Source organism: Allobosea sp. 117 (assembly GCF_000702305.1).
Lineage (GTDB): Bacteria > Pseudomonadota > Alphaproteobacteria > Rhizobiales > Xanthobacteraceae > Ancylobacter.
The window spans coordinates 25,451-46,231 of sequence record NZ_JNLC01000015.1; the positions used below are offsets into that span (position 1 = coordinate 25,451).

At 67.3% G+C, this 20,781-nt stretch carries 19 protein-coding genes; 12 read left to right on the forward strand and 7 right to left on the reverse strand.

Going from position 1 to position 20,781, the window contains the following annotated elements:
- Position 1: 1 nt before the first annotated feature.
- Both fdxH and fdnG read right to left on the reverse strand, forming a co-directional pair.
- The gene (gene fdxH / locus U742_RS0115045) at positions 2–979 is read right to left on the reverse strand and encodes a formate dehydrogenase subunit beta (protein ID WP_029354432.1); all 978 of its coding nucleotides are present in this window, start codon (positions 977–979) and stop codon (positions 2–4) included.
- 14 nt (positions 980–993) lie between these two features.
- Complete coding sequence (gene fdnG, locus U742_RS0115050; RefSeq protein ID WP_081853029.1) at positions 994–4,080, reverse strand: formate dehydrogenase-N subunit alpha; 3,087 nt, start codon at positions 4,078–4,080, stop codon at positions 994–996.
- Between the two features lie 350 nt (positions 4,081–4,430).
- Here fdnG and U742_RS22130 point away from each other — a divergent pair, with 350 nt between their 5' ends.
- From U742_RS22130 to U742_RS0115075, 4 genes are all read left to right on the forward strand, one after another.
- Positions 4,431–4,970 carry a TlpA family protein disulfide reductase gene (locus tag U742_RS22130; protein WP_051661220.1) on the forward strand — a complete coding sequence of 180 codons (540 nt, stop codon included), beginning with the start codon at positions 4,431–4,433 and terminating at the stop codon, positions 4,968–4,970.
- On the forward strand, positions 4,967–6,103 hold the full coding sequence (locus U742_RS0115065) for a transglutaminase-like domain-containing protein (protein ID WP_029354442.1): 1,137 nt from the start codon (positions 4,967–4,969) through the stop codon (positions 6,101–6,103). The genes U742_RS22130 and U742_RS0115065 overlap by 4 nt, the downstream gene beginning before the upstream one ends.
- A 77-nt stretch (positions 6,104–6,180) precedes the next feature.
- Entirely contained in the window at positions 6,181–7,242 is a 1,062-nt protein-coding gene (selD, locus tag U742_RS0115070) for a selenide, water dikinase SelD (protein ID WP_029354444.1), read from the forward strand.
- Positions 7,243–7,338: 96 nt separating this feature from the next.
- Positions 7,339–9,663, forward strand: coding sequence for a Tex family protein (locus U742_RS0115075; RefSeq protein ID WP_029354448.1), 2,325 nt, complete (start codon positions 7,339–7,341; stop codon positions 9,661–9,663).
- 19 nt (positions 9,664–9,682) lie between these two features.
- Here U742_RS0115075 and U742_RS22605 read toward each other — a convergent pair whose 3' ends face one another.
- Entirely contained in the window at positions 9,683–9,961 is a 279-nt protein-coding gene (locus tag U742_RS22605; protein WP_051661221.1) for a hypothetical protein, read from the reverse strand.
- Between the two features lie 193 nt (positions 9,962–10,154).
- Between U742_RS22605 and U742_RS0115090 the strand changes: the two genes are divergently transcribed.
- From U742_RS0115090 to U742_RS0115100, 3 genes are all read left to right on the forward strand, one after another.
- On the forward strand, positions 10,155–10,418 hold the full coding sequence (locus U742_RS0115090) for a hypothetical protein (RefSeq protein WP_029354453.1): 264 nt from the start codon (positions 10,155–10,157) through the stop codon (positions 10,416–10,418).
- Between the two features lie 149 nt (positions 10,419–10,567).
- Positions 10,568–10,795: a con-10 family general stress protein gene (locus U742_RS0115095; protein WP_029354455.1), complete on the forward strand. Its 228-nt coding sequence runs from the start codon at positions 10,568–10,570 to the stop codon at positions 10,793–10,795.
- 203 nt (positions 10,796–10,998) lie between these two features.
- Positions 10,999–12,264 (forward strand): hypothetical protein, encoded by a 1,266-nt coding sequence (locus U742_RS0115100; RefSeq protein ID WP_029354457.1) that lies wholly within the window; start codon positions 10,999–11,001, stop codon positions 12,262–12,264.
- 9 nt (positions 12,265–12,273) lie between these two features.
- Here U742_RS0115100 and U742_RS0115105 read toward each other — a convergent pair whose 3' ends face one another.
- Complete coding sequence (locus tag U742_RS0115105; protein ID WP_029354459.1) at positions 12,274–13,332, reverse strand: threonine aldolase family protein; 1,059 nt, start codon at positions 13,330–13,332, stop codon at positions 12,274–12,276.
- Positions 13,333–13,465: 133 nt separating this feature from the next.
- On the opposite strand from U742_RS0115105, the gene U742_RS0115110 reads away from it, so the two are divergent.
- The 5 genes from U742_RS0115110 (at position 13,466) to U742_RS0115130 (ending at position 17,878) form a co-directional block, all read left to right on the forward strand.
- Positions 13,466–13,987, forward strand: coding sequence for a hypothetical protein (locus tag U742_RS0115110; protein ID WP_197028270.1), 522 nt, complete (start codon positions 13,466–13,468; stop codon positions 13,985–13,987).
- 362 nt (positions 13,988–14,349) lie between these two features.
- Positions 14,350–15,003 (forward strand): response regulator transcription factor, encoded by a 654-nt coding sequence (locus U742_RS0115115; protein WP_029354462.1) that lies wholly within the window; start codon positions 14,350–14,352, stop codon positions 15,001–15,003.
- A 17-nt stretch (positions 15,004–15,020) separates the two neighbouring features.
- Entirely contained in the window at positions 15,021–15,491 is a 471-nt protein-coding gene (locus U742_RS0115120; RefSeq protein ID WP_348981015.1) for a response regulator transcription factor, read from the forward strand.
- A gap of 148 nt (positions 15,492–15,639) precedes the next feature.
- A complete protein-coding gene (locus tag U742_RS0115125; protein WP_029354467.1) occupies positions 15,640–16,158 on the forward strand; it encodes a Dps family protein in 519 nt (172 codons plus the stop codon).
- A gap of 217 nt (positions 16,159–16,375) precedes the next feature.
- Positions 16,376–17,878: a PAS domain-containing sensor histidine kinase gene (locus U742_RS0115130; RefSeq protein WP_029354469.1), complete on the forward strand. Its 1,503-nt coding sequence runs from the start codon at positions 16,376–16,378 to the stop codon at positions 17,876–17,878.
- A 14-nt stretch (positions 17,879–17,892) separates the two neighbouring features.
- Here the strand turns inward: U742_RS0115130 and U742_RS0115135 are convergent, their stop codons facing one another.
- Genes U742_RS0115135 through U742_RS0115145 form a run of 3 tightly spaced genes read right to left on the reverse strand, consistent with a single transcriptional unit; the run spans position 17,893 to position 20,659 of the window.
- A complete protein-coding gene (locus U742_RS0115135; RefSeq protein ID WP_029354470.1) occupies positions 17,893–18,687 on the reverse strand; it encodes an ABC transporter permease in 795 nt (264 codons plus the stop codon).
- Between the two features lie 11 nt (positions 18,688–18,698).
- Positions 18,699–19,562: an ABC transporter permease gene (locus U742_RS0115140; protein ID WP_029354473.1), complete on the reverse strand. Its 864-nt coding sequence runs from the start codon at positions 19,560–19,562 to the stop codon at positions 18,699–18,701.
- On the reverse strand, positions 19,559–20,659 hold the full coding sequence (locus tag U742_RS0115145) for an ABC transporter ATP-binding protein (protein WP_029354475.1): 1,101 nt from the start codon (positions 20,657–20,659) through the stop codon (positions 19,559–19,561). The genes U742_RS0115140 and U742_RS0115145 overlap by 4 nt, the downstream gene beginning before the upstream one ends.
- Positions 20,660–20,781 lie beyond the last annotated feature (122 nt).

Below are 20,781 nucleotides of genomic sequence, written 5' to 3' on the forward strand. Positions count from 1 at the left end.
ATCACGCATGCCCCTGCGGTTGCGCCGGGTCGGCGGGCGGCGGCGCCGTGCCTTCCGTCAGCCGCTCGGCGTTCTCCTCATCCTCCTCGGTGACCTTGTTCGGGCCGGCGACGAGGTAGTGGACGAAGCCTGCCGCCGCCGCGAAACCCATGACGGCGAGACCGACATATTTGGTCACGCCCTTCCAGGTCTCGACGATCGGCGAGATCCGCGGATTGTCCGGCAGGCCGGCATAGATCGACGGCTTGTCGGCGTGCTGCAGCACATACATGACGTGCGTGCCGCCCACCCCCGGCGGATCGTAGAGCCCCGCATTGGCATAGCCGCGCGACTTCAGGTCCTTGATGCGCCCGTCGGCCCAGCCCTTCATCTCCTCCTTGGTGCCGAACACGATCGCCTGGGTCGGGCAGGCCTTCTGGCAGGCCGGGCCCTGACCGACCGCGACGCGGTCGGAGCAGAGCGTGCACTTGTAGGCGGTGTGGTCGACCTTGGAGATGCGCGGGATGTTGAACGGGCAGCCCTTGATGCAGTAGCCGCAGCCGATGCAGTTCTCGTGGACGAAATCCACGATGCCGTTGGAATACTGCACGATGGCGCCGGGTGACGGGCAGGCCTTGAGGCAGCCCGGATCGGCGCAATGCATGCAGCCGTCCTTGCGGATGAGCCATTCGAGATTGTCGGTCTCGGGGTTCACCCACTCGGTGAAGCGCATCAGGGTGAAGGTGTTCTCCGTCAGGTCCGGCGGATTGGTGTAGGACCCGACATTGATGCCGATCTCCTCGTGCAGTTGGTTCCATTCCAGGCACGCGGCCTGGCAGGCCTTGCAGCCGATGCACTTCGACACGTCGATGAGCTTCGCCACCTCGGTGAGGTGCTGCGCCGGCTGCGGGACGCTCGATGCCGAGCGCCGGATGAGGTCGGCCTCGCCGAATTTCGGCGGGGTCGGCGTGACCGGAGGGTTGGGAATGGGAGGAAACATGGGTCCATCTCCTCCTATGCCACCGGCCCGGTCGAGGGCTCGATATTGACCAGGAACGCCTTGTATTCAGGCGTCTCGATGTTGGCGTCGCCGACATAGGGCGTCAGCACATTGGCGCCGAAGCCCTTCTTGGCGGCACCGATGAAGCCCCAATGGATGGGGATGCCGATCACGTGGACGGTCTTGCCGTCCACCGTCATCGGCCGGATGCGCTTCGTCACCATCGCCTTGGCGAACACCGAGCCGCGCTTCGACCACACCCGGACCCAGCCACCGTTCGCGATGCCCTTCTCCTTCGCCAGCTCCTCGGAGAGCTCGACGAAGAACTCGGGCTGCAGCACCGCGTTCACGTGGTTGTTCTTGGTCCAGTAGTGGAAGTGCTCGGTCAGCCGGTACGAGGTCGCCGGATAGGGGAACTCGGGCGACGCCGTCTCGGCGAACTGCGCGAGGTCGTCCTTGAACACGCGCGCCACCGGATTGCCCTTGATCTTCGGGGCGATGACGTTGGCGACCGGGCTCTCGAACGGCTCGTAATGCACCGGGAACGGCCCCTCGCGCATCATGCCGCGGGCGAACAGGCGGGAGACGCCCTCGGGGTTCATGATGAACGGCCCGACATCCTGCGGCTTGGCGGTGGGGGCGATGTCCGGCACGTCGTAGCCGGCCCATTTCGACCCGTCCCACTCGATCAGCTTGCGCGTGGGGTCCCACGGCTTGCCGTCGATGTCGCAGGAGGCGCGGTTGTAGAGGATGCGCCGGTTGGCCGGCCATGCCCAGGTCCACTTCGGATAGGCCCCGGTGTCGTCCGGGTCCGAATTGTCCCGCCGCGCCATCATGTTGCCGGCCTCGGTAAAGGAGCCGGAATAGATCCAGTTCCCGCACGCGGTGGTGCCGTCATCACGCAGCGCCGCGAAGCCGGCGAGCTGCTTGCCGGCCTCCAGCACCTTCTTGGTCGGATCGTTGGGATCGAACACGTCGGTGAGTGCCGAACCGTTCATCTCCTTCGCCAGCTCGGCCGGCGAGGGCTCGTGCGGGTCCTTGTAGCTCCAGTTCAGGTTGAGGATCGGGTCGGGGAACGCCCCGCCCTCCTTGCGGTAGAGCTCCTTCAGCCGGAGGTGGATCTGCGACATGATCCACACGTCGGTCTTCGCCGTGCCGGGAGGCGAGCCCGCCGCCCAGTGCCACTGCAGCCAGCGTCCGGAATTGACCAGCGAGCCCTCGTCCTCCGCGAAGCAGGTGGTGGGTAGCTGGATCACTTCCGTCTGGATGGTGGACGGATCGGCCTGGTTGTAGACGCCGTGGTTCTCCCAGAAGCGCGCCGTCTCGGTCTGGAGCGGATCCATGATGACGAGCAGCTTCAGCTTGGCCAGCGATTCGGCGAGCTTCGCCTTGTTCGGGAAGGCCTGCAGCGGGTTGAAGCCCTGGCAGAAATAGACGTTCATCTTGCCCTGGTGCATCAGCTCGAACGCACGCAGGACGTCATAGGAAGGAACGTCCAGCTTCGGCAGATAGGCGTAGGCCCAGTCGTTCTCCTTGGTGGCGGCGGGGCCCCACATCTGCTTCATGAAGCTGACGAAGAACTTCCGGTAGTTCTGCCAGTAGCTCATCTGGTTCGGCCGCAGCGGCTTGAAGCCGCGGGTCGACATGTAGGTGGTGAAGTCCTTCTCCCGCTCGGTCGGGATGTTCATGTAGCCGGGGATCAGGTTCGACATCAGGCCGATGTCGGTCAGTCCCTGGATGTTGGAATGCCCGCGCAGCGCGTTCATGCCGCCGCCGCGCACCCCGATATTGCCGAGGATGAGCTGCAGCATCGCCATGGTGCGGATGTTCTGCGACCCCTTGGAGTGCTGGGTCCATCCGAGCGCGTACATGGACGTCATCGTCTTGGTCGGCGACGAGCACTCGGCGATCATCTCGCACACCTTCAGGAACTTGTCCTTCGGCGTGCCGGTGATGCGCGAGACCATCTCGGGCGTGTAGATCGAGACGTGTTCCTTGAGCAGGTTCCAGACGCAGCGCGGGTTCTCGAAGGTCGGGTCGACGACCGCGAAGCCGTCCTCGCCGATCACGTAGTCCCACGTCGAGCGGTCATAGTCCCGCTTGGTCTCGTCATAGCCGGTGAACAGCCCGTCCTTGTAGGCGAAGCCCTCCTTGACGATGTAGGCGGCGTTGGTGAACGCCTTCACATAGTCCCACTGCACCTTGTTGTTCTGGATGCAGTAATTGATCACGCCGTTGAGGAAGGCGATGTCGGTGCCCTGCCGGATCGGCGCGTAATAATCCGCCACCGCCGCGGACCGCGTGAAGCGCGGATCGACGACGACGAGCTTCGCGCCACGGTTGGCCTTCGCCTCCGTGACCCATTTGAATCCGCACGGGTGCGCCTCGGCGGCGTTTCCACCCATGATGACGACAAGGTCCGTGTTCCGAATATCGGTCCACGAGTTGGTCATCGCGCCACGGCCGAATGTTGGGCCCAAACTGGACACCGTGGGGCCGTGTCAGACACGCGCTTGGTTGTCGAACACCAACATGCCGGTGGAGCGCACGACCTTGTACGTGCACCACGCGGTCTCATTCGTCGTTGCGGAGGCGGCCAAGAAGCCGGTGGTGGTCCACCGGTTCACCGGCGTGCCGTCCTTGTTGGCGGCGACGAAGTTCGCATCGCGATCCGCCTTCATGGCGCGGGCGATCTTGTCCATCGCCTCGTCCCAGGAGATCGGCTCGAACGTGTCGGAGCCAGCGCGGCGGACCATCGGCTCGGTCAGGCGGGTCTTCGCCTTCACGATGTCGAGGAGGGCTGCGCCCTTCGGGCACAGCGTGCCGCGATTCGTCGGATGGTCGCTGTCGCCCTCGATATGGACGATGTCGGCCTTCTCACCCTTCTTCAGGTCGCCCTTCGAATAGATGATGATGCCGCACGCGACCGAGCAATAGGTGCAGGTGTTGCGGGTCTCGGTGGTGTTCACGAGGCGGAACGGCTTGATGGCGGCGGCTTGCGCCTCTTCCACATCGCCGAAGCCCATGGCTCCGAGACTGGTGCCCGCGATACCTGCTCCCGACACGCGCAGGAATGCGCGGCGCGAGAGCTCCATGTTCATCCCAGTTCCTCCCGAGAACGCTCGATGAATGGGTGCCCCGCACGGGGGACGGTCATTCCGGAAGGCTATTTTTTAGGTCCTCCAATGTCAAACAAACGAAAGCATGATTGCGCGCAAAAATTCTTGAATTTCCAATCGCTTCTGCTGTTGCAGCGCACAAGATTCGAGGCGCTATTCCCACATGGATACAGCGAGCTTACTTTAGGGAAGATTTGGCCGGATTGACGTGGCGGGAAGACCGATCCAACAATCGACGCGTGGATACATGGACGGCTCCCGCGGGACGGGGCCCCGGCGACCGATTCCGAACGATTCTGGCGGGTTCTGCCGGCCTAGCCGCGCTGTCCGCTGTGCTTCTGGCCGACGTGAAGACCGCGCGCGGCGCGATCGACCCGCCCTTTCCGGCCGGCACTCCGGCTCCTGCCATAGCCCTGCCGACGCTCGATCACGGCGCGAGGAGCCTCGCGGACGCCGCCGGCCGCGTCGTCGTGGTTCACTTCTTCGCGACATGGTGCGAGCCGTGCCGGGACGAGATGGCGGGCCTGTCGCGTCTCAGCCGCCGCATGGAAGGGCGCCGATTCGCCATCCTCGCCATCGATGTCGGCGAGGTGGAGGTGCGGGTGCGGCGCTTCTTCGAGGCCGCCCCGGTGCCCTTCCCCATCCTGCTGGACGAGAGCCGCGCCGCCATGAAGGCGTGGAAGGTCGACGCCTTCCCCTCGACCTTCGTGCTCGACGGCACCCATGCCATTCGCCTCTTCGCAGCCGGCCCCGTCGACTGGGACGATCCGGCCGTCGACCGCATCCTCGGGCGCCTCATGGACGGCGCGGCGCCCGCCTCCAACGATGTCCTGCCGCCTGAACACACCGAGACCGGGAGCCAGCCACAATGACCAGCCGACGCGACGTTCTCAAAGCCGGCGCTGCCTTTGCCGCCGCCCTCGCCGTGCCGCACCACGCCTTCGCGCAAGCGGCCGCCGGCGCCGCGGACGGCGCCGTGGTCTTCGCCCCCAAGCCAGGCCCCTGGCGCAATTTCGAGGTGGTCACGCGCCTCGAGGTGGCACCGCCCGCTGGCAAGTCCGGCCCGGCCCAGGCCTGGGTGCCGCTCCCCGCCTTCCGCGCCGACGACTGGTTCAAGCCGGCCGGCTCGACATGGACCACCAATGCGGCGAACGCCGAGGTGGTGCGCGACCCGCATTACGGCGCCGAGATGCTGCATGTGACCTGGAAGGACGGCGAGGCCGCCCCGGTCGTCGAGATCACCTCGAAATTCGCCACCCGCGACCGCGCGACCGATTTCGCCAAGCCCGGCACGGTCGCGCCGCTCTCCGCCGCCGAGCGCGCGCTGTTCCTCAAGGCAACCGACCTCATCCCGGTCGACGGCATCGTGAAGACGACCTCCGACAAGATCGTCGCCGGCAAGACCACAGACGTGGAGAAGGCCCGCGCCATCTATGAATGGGTGGTCGAGAACACCTATCGCAACGCCGCCACGCGGGGCTGCGGCACCGGCGACATCGCCTCGCTGCTCAACAGCGGCAATCTCGGCGGCAAATGCGCCGATCTCAACGCGCTCTATGTCGGCCTCGCCCGCGCCGCCGGCATCCCGGCCCGCGACCTCTACGGCCTGCGCGTCGCTCCCTCGAAGTTCGGCTACAAGAGCCTCGGCGCCAACGCGCAGGTGGTAAGCAAGGCGCAGCACTGCCGCGCCGAGGTCTGGCTGGAAGCCCATGGTTGGGTGCCGGTCGACCCGGCCGACGTGCGCAAGGTCGTGCTGGAGGAGCCGCCGGGCAAGCTCGCCATCGACGACGCCAAGGTGATCGCGGCCCGCAAGGCGCTGTTCGGCGCGTGGGAAGGCAACTGGCTCGCCTACAATGACGGCCACGACATCGCCCTGCCCGGCTCTTCGGGACCGAAGCTCGGCTTCCTGATGTATCCGCAGGCCGAGGTGGCGGCGGCGCGGCTCGACTGCCTCGATCCCGACACCTTCAAATACGTGATCAAGTCGGCGGAGATCACCGCCTGAACGGCGGTATCGCCTCTTGGTTATCCCGGAGCGTCCTCGGGGCCCTCCGGGATGACGCTTGTACAAGGACCCCTGCCATGCTCGACAAGCCGAACGACGCCGCGCCCTTCCGCCTCACCAGCCTTGCCCATGGCGGCGGCTGCGGCTGCAAGCTGGCGCCCTCCGTGCTGCGGGAGCTCCTTGCGGAACAACCGCCCGGCGGTCCGTTCGAGCGCCTTCTGGTCGGCACCGAGACCGGCGACGACGCCGCCGTCTGGCAGCTCGACGAGGAGACCTGCATCATCGCCACCACCGACTTCTTCATGCCGATGGTGGACGATGCCTTCGACTTCGGCCGCATCGCCGCCACCAACGCCATCTCGGACGTCTACGCCATGGGCGGCAGGCCGCTGATGGCGCTGGCGATCCTCGGCATGCCGCTGGGTCGCATCGAGACATCCATGGTGCGCGAGATCCTCAAAGGCGGCGCTTCGATCTGCGCCGAGGCCGGCATTCCGGTGGCGGGCGGCCATTCCATCGACTGTCCCGAGCCGGTGTACGGCCTCGCCGTCATCGGCACCGCAAGATCCGAGAACATCCGGAAGAACAGCGAGGCCCGCCCCGGCGATGCGCTGATCCTGACCAAGGCACTGGGGGTAGGTGTCTATTCCGCCGCCTTCAAGAAGGAGGCGCTTCCCGAGGGCGCCTATGCAGAGATGGTCGGCTCCATGACCCTGCTCAACCGCGTTGGCACCGCCCTCGGCAAGAACCCCGAGGTGCACGCTGTGACCGACGTCACCGGCTTCGGCATTCTCGGCCATGGCCTTGAGGTCGCGCGCGGATCCGGCCTGGCGATCGAGCTCGACCTCGACCGCCTGCCCTTCCTCTCGCGCGCCGCCGAGCTGGCGCAGGCCGGTTTCGTCACCGGCGCCTCGCACCGCAACTGGGCGAGCTATGGTGAGGCGGTCACCCTGCCGGACGGCCTGCCGGACTGGCAGCGGCATCTTCTCACCGATCCGCAGACCTCGGGCGGGCTGCTCGTCGCCTGCGCGCCCGAGGCGGCGGAGCGCCTCGTCGATGAGATCAGAACGGCCGGCTTTCCCGCCGCCACGGTAGTCGGACGCGCCGTTGCGGGCTCCCCTTCGATAAAAATCGTCTGATCTTTCAAGTACCTGTCGATGCGCCGCCATGGTGGCGTTGGCAGCCTGCCGGCATGCCCTTAAGGTCGCCGCCCCGCAACGATTCCCGAGGCTGGAATGGCCACCGCCGACGCGCAGAAGAACGCCGCCATCGCCGGCATCATCGCCGCCGAGATCGCCGCCCGGCCGGCACAAGTCATTGCCGCGGTTGAGCTTCTCGACGAGGGCGCGACCGTGCCCTTCATCGCGCGCTACCGCAAGGAAGTGACCGGCGGCCTCGACGACACCCAGCTCCGCCGGCTGGAAGAGCGCCTCGTCTATCTGCGCGAGCTGGAGGCGCGACGCGCCGCTGTGCTGGAATCGATCCGCTCGCAGGACAAGCTCACCGACGAGCTGGAGGCCAAGATTCTCGCCGTCACCACAAAGGCGGAGCTCGAGGATATCTACCTGCCCTTCAAGCCGAAGCGCCGCACCCGTGCCGAGATCGCCCGCGAGCGTGGCCTCGGGCCGCTCGCCGAGGCGATCCTCGCCGACCGTCGCGCCTCCCCGCAGGAGCTTGCGGCGGCTTATCTTTCCGACGAGGTGCCGGACGCGAAGACGGCGCTCGACGGCGCCCGCGACATCCTCGTCGAGAGCTTTGCCGAGAATGCCGACCTGCTCGGCAAGCTGCGCGCCTATATGAAGGAGCACGCCATGCTCCGCGCCCGCGTCGTCGACGGCAAGCGGGAGGCCGGCGCAAAGTTCGCCGATTATTTCGACCATACGGAACGCTGGTCCGGCACCCCGAGCCACCGCGCGCTCGCCATGCTGCGCGGGCGCAACGAGGACGTGCTGACCGTCGACATCGAGGTCGACGCCGACAATCCCGCCCCGGTTAAGCCGGTCGAGCGGATCATAGCGGAAGCCTACGCTATCAGCGCCGCCGGCGGGCCGGGCGACGCCTGGCTGATGGAGGTCGCCCGCTGGGCCTGGCGGGTGCGTCTCTCGCTCAACCTCTCGGTCGACCTGATGACCGAGCTGCGCGAGCGCGCCGAGGAGGAAGCGATCCGCGTCTTCGCCCGCAATCTGAAGGACCTGCTGCTCGCCGCCCCGGCCGGCTCGCGCGCCACCATGGGGCTCGATCCCGGCATCCGCACGGGAGTGAAGGTGGCGGTGGTGGACGCCACCGGCAAGCTGCTCGACACCGCCACAGTCTATCCCTTCCAGCCGAAGAACGATGTTCAGGGCGCGCTCGCCGTACTGCGGGCGCTGGTCGCCCGGCACAGGGTCGAGCTCATCGCCATCGGCAATGGGACGGCGAGCCGTGAGACCGACCGGCTGTCGGCGGAACTGATCGCCGCCCTGCCGGCGGAGGCGCGCCCGATCAAGGTCGTGGTCAGCGAGGCCGGCGCCTCGGTCTATTCGGCCTCCGAGACCGCCGCCACCGAGTTCCCCAACCTCGACGTCTCGCTGCGCGGCGCGGTGTCGATCGCCCGTCGCCTGCAGGACCCGCTCGCCGAACTGGTGAAGATCGAGCCGAAGTCGATCGGCGTCGGGCAATACCAGCACGATGTCGACCAGTACCGCCTCGCCCGCGCCCTCGACGCGGTAGTCGAGGACGCGGTGAACGCGGTGGGCGTCGATCTCAACACCGCCTCGGCCGCTCTGCTCGCCCGCGTCTCCGGCCTCGGCACCTCGCTCGCCGAGGCGATCATCGCCCATCGCGACGCCAATGGCCGCTTCGCCTCGCGCCGGGAACTCCTGAAGGTGGCGCGACTCGGGCCGAAGACCTTCGAGCAATGCGCCGGCTTTCTGCGCATCCCCGACGGCGCCGAACCGCTCGACGCCTCATCCGTGCATCCGGAAGCCTATGGCGTGGCGGCCAAGATCGTCGCCGCCTGCGGCCGCGACCTGCGCACGCTGATGGGTGACAGCGCGGCGCTGAAGGCACTCGATCCGCGCGTCTTCGTCGACGAGCGCTTCGGCCTGCCGACCGTGCGCGACATCATCGCCGAGCTGGAAAAGCCCGGCCGCGATCCGCGCCCGGAGTTCCGCACCGCCACGTTCAACGACGAGGTGCACGACATCAAGCAGCTCAAGGTCGGCATGCTGCTGGAAGGCACGGTGACCAATGTCGCGGCCTTCGGCGCCTTCGTCGACATCGGCGTGCATCAGGACGGGCTGGTGCACGTCTCCCAGCTCGCCGACCGCTTCATCAAGGACGCGCACGAGGTCGTGAAGGCCGGCGACGTGGTGAAGGTGCGGGTGCTGGAGGTCGATGTCGCGCGCAAGCGCATTGCCCTATCCATGCGCAAGGATGCCGGCGCGCGTCCGGCACGCGAGGAGCGCGCAGCGAAGCCCGCGTCCTCCGCGGCTCCGGCGAGGACGGCACGGCGCGACGAGCCGGCGCAGGGCACGCTCGGCGCCGCCCTGGCCGAAGCCATGAAGCGGCGGGGCGCATGAGCGGCTTTGGTTCAGACCGTCAGTTCTCTTCGTCGTCGTAAGGAATATCGAGTTCCGGCTCGTCCGGTATCTCGTCGACGACCCGTTCGGGTGCTTCGGCCTCGTCGAAGGTGGGTACGTCGCCGGCCGGCGCAGGGTTCCCATCCCCATCCTGACGCGGGCTATCCTCATCGTCGATGTCGTCGAGCGGCGGCTTGCGCGGGCTGGTCACCGGCGTCGGTCGGTCGTTGAGAACCGCATCGACATTGGCGGGGTCGATCACCACCGGGTTCTGGTCGAGCTGTCGCGGATCACGCATGGAAGGGGCCTTTCTCGATTGGCCTGAAGGCCGGATGAGGTCTGCGACCAATGCCGGCCGGCGCCGTTCGTTCCCCCGTGCGGGTGGGCGGCCGGCCCATGCCGCCGATCGAAAAAAGCACCGGCGACCGCATCTGACGCAACGAAATCGCCCCTGCGGCGTTGAAGTGCATATGAACGCAGGGAGATCGACTATGATCCGCAAGTCTCTTTCCATGGCGCTCGCCGCAGCCATTCTCGTCACCTCGGTCCCGGTGGCATTCGCCCAGTCGCCAGCCTCGCCGATCGACAAGAAGTTCGGCGCGAGCGTCGAACGCCGCGACAGCATCGAGCATGAGAAGGTCCGCCGCCAGCAGGTGCGCCAGAATTCCGGCCACTCGCTGTTCGAACCGATCTTCCACCCGCTCTACAAGGGCAAGAACGCGCCGACCCAGCAGGTGAAGCGCGCGTTCAACTGACGACCGGGGCCGGCATCGGAGAGAAACTTGCGATGCCGGCCCATCTTTTTCCATGACCTAAGGTCATGATGATCAAGGCGGATTTTCTCGGGAACGGTTCGGGCGGCCGGCCGTTCACTCTAGGGGGCGAGACAAAGAGGAGATCCGATATGGCCAATCAGAACGAGCACCGTGGCGGATCCGGCAATTTTGCCGAAGACCGCGAACGCGCCCGGGAAGCCGGCCGCAAGGGTGGCGAACACAGCCACCAGCCGCAGCACAGCCAGAGCGGTGGTGACAACCGCCAGCAGGGCGGCGGCGAGCGCGGCGGCTCCGGTAATTTCAAGAACGATCCCGACCGTGCACGTGAGGCCGGCCGCAAAGGCGGCCAGCACTAGCTCGCCTCGACGAGGCTCCGGCCCGGCGGTTCTCCGTCGGGCCGGTTCGTTCGTTTGCCGTGTGGAACGAGCCGGGAAGACTTGACGCTCGGCACCGGCTCCATTCCGATCCACGTCCTGCAATTTCCCGGGACGTGCCAACGGATGAGAGCCTCTGTGACGACATTGCGCGCCGCACGAAAACACCTATCGGCGCCGCATTCATGAAACTCGGACCGCGCGACGCCGTGCTGGTCGCCCCCGCCGTGGTGGCGGCGATCTTCGTCTATCTCTACGCCCTGCCCAACCCGACCAGCGACGAATGGCTGTTGCTGCGCAACGCCATGATCCTGCAGCGGTCCGATAGCCTGTCCGGCGCCCTCGGGGCGATGTCGTTTCGCATCTACGACCACCCCATCCTCGTGCCGGCGCTGGTCTATCTGCCGGTCGCCGAGGTGTTCAACTACGACAGCCGTGCCACCATCGCGCTGACGCTGCTCGCGCTTTTCGCCGTGCTCGTGGTCTTCCGGCTGACCATCACCCGCTCGACGGCGTCGGCCTTCCCGGTCGCGGTCGTCCTGTTCAGCCCCGCCGTCTATGTGCCGCTGCTCTGGGGCTTCCAGTTCACGCTGGGCTTTTCCGTCGCCTTCGCCGTGATGGGGCTCGCCGTGCTGCATTCGGCGCGCGGTCTAGCGCTGCGGCAATGGGTTCGCCTGTCGGGCGGCTTCGCGCTGATCGGCCTCGGCATCGGCTCGTCCGCCGGCGCCGCCTTCGCACTACCGGCCGCCGCGGTCATGTTCCTCGCCTCCGACCGACTGCCGCGCCGCGAGCGGCTCCTGCTCGCCGTCATCAGCCTCGCGCTCTTCGTCGTGGCGGTCGCCGCCTTCTCGGGAGGCGCCGGACGCATCCTCGACCCAATCCGCACCGCCTTCTATGTGCTCGACGCCCTCGGGACAGCCATCGTCAGCGCGCCGATCGCCATCTACGAATTCGGCGTCAACCCCCGCAGCCTCCTCGGCGCGCTCATCGCGGTGCCGGCGCTGGTCGCCGCCGGCATGGCCGCCCGCAACGGGCAGCTCGCCTCGGTGGCCCTGCCGCTCGCGCTCTTCCTGTTCGGAATCGGTGCCGTGGCCGCCATCGCCATGTCGCGCGAATATCTTGCCAACTGGCATCTGCAATACGCGCTACCCGCCATCTGCGGAGCCTACGGTGTCGCTTACGCCCTGCCGAAGCGCCGGCGCGCCGAGATGCTGCCGCTCGCCGTCATCGTCGGGGCCTTCGTCATGGCGGTCTACGGCTACGGCACGGCCTTCACGCGACACCGCGCCGACTACCAGCGCTATTCCGGCGCCGTGGCGCTCTACATGAAGAGCTATCTCGCCGCGCCGGACATGATGAAACCCTACCCGCCGACCGGCGGCTGGGATTTCGATGCGGAGATGGCGCGCTTCCTCATCGAGAAGCGCAATCCTCTGTTCCGCAGCGACTGATGCGCTGGATCAGGCGGCTTCCGCCCGTGCATGGGCGAGCAGGTTGTCGATCTCCTCCGGCCGGGTGGCGAAGGAGGTGACGAGACGCACCAGAACCTCGCCCGCGCGCGGTCCATCGTCGCCGATCCGCTCGCCGGGCCAGTCGTAATAATGCGCGCCCGCGGCCTGGAGCCGGGCATGCAGCCCGGCGGGGAAGATCGCGAACACCTCGTTCGCCTGCACCGGAAGGGCGAGGCGGACCCCGGCCACGGCTACAAGCCCGCCGGCGAGCCGGTCCGCCATCGCATTGGCGTGGTGCGCATTGGCGAGCCAGAGATCGCCCTCGAGATAGGCCAGCATCTGCGCGCCGAGGAAGCGCCCCTTGGAGACGACGTGGCCGGAGCGCTTGACGCGGTATTCGAACGCCTCCGCGAGCGCCGTGTCGAAGAAGACCACGGCCTCGACACCCATGGCGCCGTTCTTGGTCGCACCGAACGACATGACGTCGACGCCGGCCTTCCAGGTGAGATCGGCGGCGCTCGCGCCGGTGGAGACCAGCGCATTGGCGAAGCGCGCGCCGTCCATGTGCAGCCGCAGCCCACGCGCGCGGCAGAAGGCGCCGATCGCCGCCACCTCCTCCGCCTCGTAGACCATGCCGAGCTCGGTCGCCTGGGTGATCGAGACCGCCTGCGGCGCCTGCTGGTGGAAGCCCCGGACGAAGGGACGCAGCGCCCCGTCGAGCGTGTCGACATCGACCTTGCAGCCGGTGCCTTCGACCGGCGTGAGCTTCGCTCCGCCGGTGAGGAGCTCGGGCGCACCGCACTCATCCGTGTTGATATGCGCCTCGCCATGGCAAAGCACGGTGCCGACCGGCGAGGCGATCGCCGAAAGCGCGAGCGCATTGGCGGCGGTGCCGGTGCCGACGAAGAACCCACGGATGCGCGTCTCGAACACCTCTTCGAGGCGGGCCATCGCGCGCCGCGTCCAATCGTCGGCGCCGTAGGACGCGGCGGTGCCGGCGTTGGCCGCATTCAGGGCGGCGAGAATGGCTGGATGGACCATCGCCGTGTTGTCCGATGCGAACTCCATGAAACGCCTCGCTGTCGCTGCGCCCGGTCGCCGAGCGCGCGGGTGCCGCAGTGCATGATTGATCCATGCGTCCCATATCGGTATTCGCCGCCCGCCGCCATCAGCTACGGAGGCAAGGAGTGACGCCGTTCCCATGACCAGCCGACACGCCGGCGCGCCCCGGCACAATCCGTTTCGTGCCACGCTGCGCTTCGCCTTCCGCCTCCTGTGCGCGCTGGTCATTCTGCTCGACGAGCTGGTACGCCCGCTCTATCGCCCACTGATCCGGCGCATCGCGGCGCTGCGGCTGATGCAGATGTTCGAGCACTGGGTCGGGGGGCTGCCCGCCTATGCGGTTCTGGTGCTGCTTGTGGTGCCCTACGCGGTGGTCGAGCCGCTGAAATTCGTCGCGCTGGTGTGGATCGCCGGCGGATCGGTGCGCGGCGGAACGGTGCTGTTCGTGGTCGCGCATCTCGTGAGCTTCGTGCTGATCGAGCGCATCTTCTCGGCCGGCAAGGCGAAGCTCATGACCATTGCGTGGATGGCGTGGCTGATCGAGACCGCGAGCTCGGTACGCCGTAGCGTCGTCGCCTGGCTGGGCCTCGACGGCTTCAGGAAGGAGGCGGCGCGGCTGTGGCGGCGGCTGCGCGCCGCGCTCCGCCTCTGGCGGGCTTAGCCGGGACACACTCTGCGCAACTGAACTGGGCACCGGCAGGCCCATCTCTTCATCTGGGTTCCGCCATACCTTCGTATACGTCACGGGCGTCCGGTCGATTGCTAAGGTCCGGCATCCCACATGCGGAATACCAACCACCGGCAGACCGCCATGGCCCAGCGATCTACACACACCCGACCGGCCGCATCGGCCTGCAATCCGGCGCGGCCTGCGGCTGAAGGGCCGGGGCTGGGACTTTCGCTTCGGCGCATTATCATCGGCCTTTCCGCCACCCGGTCTGGAGACATCTGCAACCGGGAGGGACGAGCGCGCCGGCGCGCCACTTACCTCGCCGCGAAGGAACCGATGCCGTGAACGCAACCATGACGACGCGCCGCACCGCCGCCCCCGCCGAACCGTTGCAGCCGCTCGTCATCGTCGTCGACGACGACGCCGCGCTGCGCGAGGCGCTCTCAAGTCTGTTCCGCTCGGTCGGCCTCAACGTGGCTCTGTTCGGCTCGGCGTCCGAGCTGCTGGCGGCCAGGGTGCCGGATGCGCCGCGCTGCATGGTGCTGGACATCAGGCTGCCCGGCGTCAGCGGCCTCGACTTCCAGTCGCAGCTCGCCCGCTCCGACCTCGACATGCCGATCATCTTCATGACCGGCTATGGCGACATCCCGATGTCCGTGCGCGCGATGAAGGCGGGTGCGGTGGATTTCCTGACCAAGCCGTTCCGCGACCAGGACCTGCTCGACGCGGTCTCCAACGCGGTCGAGCAGGATCGCGCCCGGCGCGAGGCCGCCAAGGCGATCTCCGGCGTACAGGAGCGCCACCAGTCGCTCACCGGCCGCGAGAAGGAGGTGATGGCGCTTGTCACCTCCGGTTTGATGAACAAGCAGGTGGCCGCCGAGATCGGCCTGAGCGAGATCACCGTGAAGATCCATCGCGGCCACGTCATGCGGAAGATGGGCGCCCGTTCGCTGGCCGATCTGGTGCGCATGGCCGAGCTGCTCGGCGTCAGCGCGCCGAAAAGATAGACGCAGCAAACCTTGATATGATTCCGCCCGCGCGCCGGCGGAGCGATACAGGAGCCCGGGACAGTGCGGCGCGCGCCCGGCGCGCCCCGGCTCCCGCGAAAGGGTTTCAGGACGTGCGCCACCACGCGATGGTCGCGATCATCGACGATGACGACGCCGTCCGTACCGCGACGGCGAGCCTCGTGCGATCGCTCGGTCTCAAGACCAGCAGCTTCGCTTCCGCCGAGGAGTTTTTGCACTCCCCGCGACGGCTCGATGCCGACTGCATCATTACGGATGTACAGATGCCGGGCATGAGCGGGCTCGAGCTGCAGGCGCGGCTGCGCGCCGGCGGCTGCCGGACGCCGCTGATCTTCATCACCGCCTTTCCGGAAGAGCATGTGCGTCGGCAGGCCACCGCCGGCGGGGCCGTCGGCTTCCTGAGCAAGCCCTTCGACGGCCAGGCGATGATCGCCTGCCTCGACGCCGCCCTCGGCGGCATCGCGTGAGCGATCTGCCTACACACGCAAGTATGAGTTCGGCAGCCCAACGGACGATGGGGCGGCGGCGCGCGGCGCCCTAACGTGCTTCGCGAAGCGGCGGCCGGCGTGCCGGCACAGCCGCCGTGCCACTGAAACCTCCACGGAGCAGGCTGCCATGACCACATCTTCGCCCGAGGCGCGCCGGACCGCACCGCTGCGCACCCCCACCGACCTCGGCGCCGACGCCACCCGCGACATCGCCGCGGCGCTGACCGGGCTGCTGGCCGACATGTTCGCGCTGTATCTGAAGACGAAGAATTTCCACTGGCACCTCTCCGGGCCGCATTTCCGCGACTATCACCTCATGCTCGACGAGCAGGGCGACCAGATCTTCGCCACCACCGACGCCATCGCCGAGCGGGCGCGCAAGGTGGGCGGCACGACGCTGCGCTCGATCGGCCACATCTCGCGTCTTCAGCGCCTCGCCGACAACGACGCCGACTATGTGACTGCGCCCGACATGCTCGCTGAGCTCGCCGAGGACAACCGCCGGCTCACCGGCTTCCTGCGCGCCGCGCATGGCGTGTGCGAGCAATACAACGACGTCGCGTCGACCAGCCTCATCGAGGTGTGGATCGACGAGGCGGAGCGGCGCAGTTGGTTCCTCTACGAGGCGACCCGCTCGAACCACTGAAGCGGACCCGCGCAAGCCGGAGCCGAACGGAACCGGCGCGTCTTCGCCATCCGGGCGGCCCGGCCGGCGAAGACGCCTCGCGACGCTACCCTCTCGTGAACACCGGCGATCTCCTCATCACCTTGACCTTGCGCTAATGGCATACGCTGTCTCCTCTCTCTATCTTCGCGGCTCCCAAGCCGATGGAACGGAAGAAGACGCTGCGATGCCGGCACACATGGCCCTTGCCCTAAAATACCGCTACCTCGCGGCCGCCTTGCTGACCGTGGCGATCTTCGCCGTCGATAGCTTCACCATGCTCGGAAGCGCCGTCGCGGTGCTCTACGTGCTGGTGCTCATCATCATCGGCGACATCGCGTCCGAGCGGATGATCCGGGTCTGCGCGCTGGGCTGCGTCGCGCTCACCGTCCTCAGCTATGTCTACGTCCACGGCACGGGCTGGCACATCGAGTCCACGCTGCGGCTCACCTTCAGCCTGGCCGCGATCCTCGCGACGACCTTCCTGACCCTGTCGCGCCGGGCCTCGAACCGGGCGCTGCGGCAGAGCGAAGGGCGATTCCGGACCATCTTCGAGACGCTGGCGGTCGCCATCTGGGAGCATGATCTGCGGCCCGTGAAGGCAGCGCTCGACGAACTGGCGGGGCGCGGCATCAACGTCGAGACCTACCTGGCGGAGCATCCTGAGTTCGTCCGCCGGATGCGCGGCATGATCCACGTCACAGACGTCAACCGCACCGCGCTGAAGCTCATGGGCGCGCCGTCGAAGGAGGCCTTCTTCACCCGGCTCGACGAGTTCCTTCTGGAAAGCGACAACGGTTTCAGCGAATTCCTAATCGCCCTCGCCAGCGGAGCGCCGAGCTATCAGAACGAAGCGACGATCCGCACGCTCAAGGGCGAGACGCTGCGGGTGATCGTCGCCTTCAATTTCCCGCCCGAGGATTCGCTGGACCGCGTGCAGGCGAGCGTGCTGGATATCTCCGAGCGCGTGAAGGTCCAGCAGGCGCTGGACCGCACGCGCGCGCAGCTCGACCATGCGCTGCGCGCCGCAACGGTCGGCGAGGTTTCGGCCTCGATCGCCCACGAGATCAACCAGCCGCTCGCCGCCATCACGACGCACGCCGCCGCCGCGCAACGCTGGATGGACCGCGATCCGCCCGATCTCGACGAGGTGCGCGCGTCGCTGAACGAGGCGGCGGCCTCGGCGCACCGCGCCTCCGAGGTGGTGCGCCGCGTCCGCACGCTGCTCGCCAAGGTCGAGCCCGAGCGTGCGGTGCTGGCGCTCGACCCGCTCGTCGCGGATGCGCTGCGCATGGTGAACGGCGAGATCGTCAGCCACGGCGTCAGGCTGACGGCATCGCTGGACGCTCCGGACGCCCGTATCGAGGGCGATCGCATCCTGCTTCAGCAGGTACTCATCAACGTCATGAACAACGCGATCCAGGCCATGCAGGCGGCGCCGGGCGAGCGCCGGCTGTCGGTGCGCACCTTCCGGAAAGAGGGCGGCGTCGCCATCGAGGTGACCGACACCGGCCCGGGCTTCTCCGGGGACGCCGCCGAACGCGCCTTCGATCCGTTCTTCACCACCAAGCCGCACGGCATGGGGCTCGGCCTCGCCATGTGCCGGTCCATCGTGCAGGCGCATCGGGGCGAGATCGGCCTCGGCCCGCCCGATTCCGGCGCGGGCGGACGCATCCTGATCCAGCTTCCGCTGGCGGCCTGACGCCGTGCGACGGCTCAGCCCTTGAGCACCCGCCGCAGCCCCGCCATCCGGTCGATGATGACCATCGCCGCGCCGGAGATCAGGATCAGCGAGGAGGCGAGCGCGGCGCCCACCGCGTCGTACTGGAACTTGATGTAGGTGAACAGCTCGACCGGCAGCGGCGTCCAGCCCGGCGGGGCGAGGAACACCGAGATCGGGAAGTCGTTCCAGGAGAGTACGAAGCACAGCACGAAGCTGGAGATGAGGCCGGTCTTCATCACCGGCAGGGTGATCGAGACCATGGTGCGCACCGGCCCGGCGCCGACATTGCGCGCCGCCTCTTCCAGCGAGGTGTCGAAGTTCTGCATGCTGGCGGTGAGGATGCGGGCGGCGAAGGGCAACACATGGATGGCATGGCCGATGACCAGCGCCGGGATGCCGCCACCGAAGCCGAGCTGCACGAAATAGACGTAGAGCGCTAGGCTGAAGATCGTCGTCGGGATCAAGAGCGGAGACATGATCAGCAGGTTGATCAGCGCCTTGCCGCGGAAGTCGTAGCGCACCATCGCCAGCACCGCGAGCAGAGCGAGGAGATTGGCGATCAGCGAGGCGACGACGCCCAGCGTCAGGCTCACGCCCATGCCCCGCACGAAGGTCTCCGACGTCCAGGCCGCCCTGAACCACTCCAGCGTGAAGCCGGAGGGCGGCAGGATGAATTCGCGCGGATTCACCGACACCACGAGGGTGATGAGGATCGGGAAGAACAGGAAGGCCATCGCCGCATAGGTGAACAGCCTGAGGCCCGCGGTGCCGAGGTCGAGACGTTGCATGGCGGGCGCCCTCATCTCTTCGCTTCCAGCCGGTTGAGGATCAGCCTGCCGAACAGGAAGGACATGCCGATGAGGATCGTCGCATTGGCGGCGATCATGATCACCGAGAGGCTGGAGGCGAAGGGCAAGTCGTTGTTGAGCAGAGCCTCGCGATAGATGACGAGGCCGATCATCTGGGTGTCGGTAGCGCCCACCATCAGCGGCACGGCGAAGGCGGAAAAGTTCAGCGTGAAGACGATGACCAGCCCGGCATAGAGGCCGGGCATCGTCAGCGGGAACGTCACGCTCCAGAAGGCGCGCCAGCGGCTGGCACCCACATTGCGCGCCGCCTCCACGAAGGATGGGTTGATGCGCTCGATGCTGTCGAGCAGCGACAGCACGATATAGGGCATGCCGATATAGACCAGCAGGATGACGACGCCCTTGAGGTCCCACATGTAGCGGACCGGCTCGTCATAGACGCGCAGCGCGATCATCAGCGAGTTGAGCAGGCCGCCGCCGCGGAAGATGACGATCCAGCCATAGACGAGGGTGACGAGACCGATCAGCAGCGGCGAGAGCACCATGGTCACCAGCGCGCTGCGCTGCAGGCCGCGCGTGCCGGCGATGTAGAGCGCCACCGGATAGCCGAGCAGCACCGAGATCAGGATGGTCACGACCGCGACGCGGATCGAGAACCACAGCGTGTTGATCAGGTACCAGCCCGAGCCGAAGAAGCGGACATAGTTCTCGAAGGTGAAGGCCGACACCATATAGGCGCCGTCCATCGTGTGGTTGAAGCTGGTGCGTACCACCCACATCAGCGGGAACAGCACGAAGATCGTCAGCGCCACGACCGCGGGCGCGAGAAGGAGGGCGGCGCTGCGCGACCTCATGACCCCGGCGCTCCCTTGCGGTCGATGAGGCGGAAATGGTCCGGCTCGATGCTGAGCCACACCGTCTCGCCGATGCTGGCCGAGCCGTGGATGTCGTGCGCCTCGACATAGAGGCTCTCGCCGCCGGGCAGCACCACCGTGTAGCGCATGGTAGGGCCGAAATATTCGATGAAGTCGACCCGCGCCGAGAGGATATTGGCACCCTCGCGCCGCTCGGGAAGGATGCGGATGCGCTCCGGGCGCAACAGCACCCGCACCGCGCTGCCGCGCGCGGCGGCGATCCGGTTGCCGACGCGCAAGCTTAGAGCCTCGCCGACCCGCACCGTCGCCTCGCCGTCGGTGACCTCGCTCACCACGCCGTCGAAGAAATTGGTGGTGCCGACGAAATCGGCGACGAACTCCGACTGGGGGTCCTCGTAGATCTCGAACGGACGCGCGATGCGCGCGATCTCGCCCCCGCTCATGATCACCACCCGGTCCGACATGGACAGGGCTTCCTCCTGGTCGTGGGTCACGTAGAGCGTCGTCATGTCGAGCCGCTGCTGCAGCTTCTTCAGCTCGCGGCGCATGGCGACGCGCAAGGCGCGGTCGAGATTGCTCAGCGGCTCGTCCATGAGCAGCAATTGCGGCTCGAGCGCCAGCGCGCGGGCGAGCGCCACGCGCTGCTGCTGCCCGCCGGAGAGCTGGCGCGGCAGCCGACCGCCATAGCCGGACAGGCCGGTGACGGCGAGCGTCTCCTCCACCTTGTTGCGGATGAACGCCTTGTCGCGCTTGCGCAGCTTCAGGCCGAAGGCAACGTTCTCGGCCACCGTCATATGCGGCCACAGCGCGTAGTTCTGGAAGACGAAGCCGACCTCGCGCTTTTCCGGCGGCAGATAGGTGACGTCGCGCCCGTTGATACGGATGCGCCCTTCGGAGGCCATCACGAAGCCGGCGATCATCCGCAGCGTCGTGGTCTTGCCGCAGCCGCTGGGACCGAGCAGCGAGACGAACTCGCCGTGGCGCACGTCGAAGGACACGTCGTTCACGGCGCTGGCATGGCCGTATCGCTTGCAGACGCCTTCGACGTCGATGGCTTTGCCGGCAGGATCGTTCATCGTCGAGGAGTCTCCAGGAAAGTCAGGCACGGACGGCGGCGCACGGAAGACGCGTCCGCGGACGAGTCGGCCCGTGATACCGGCCCGAGATCTGGGCTGGTGGGCCGGGAGGTCGACACCAC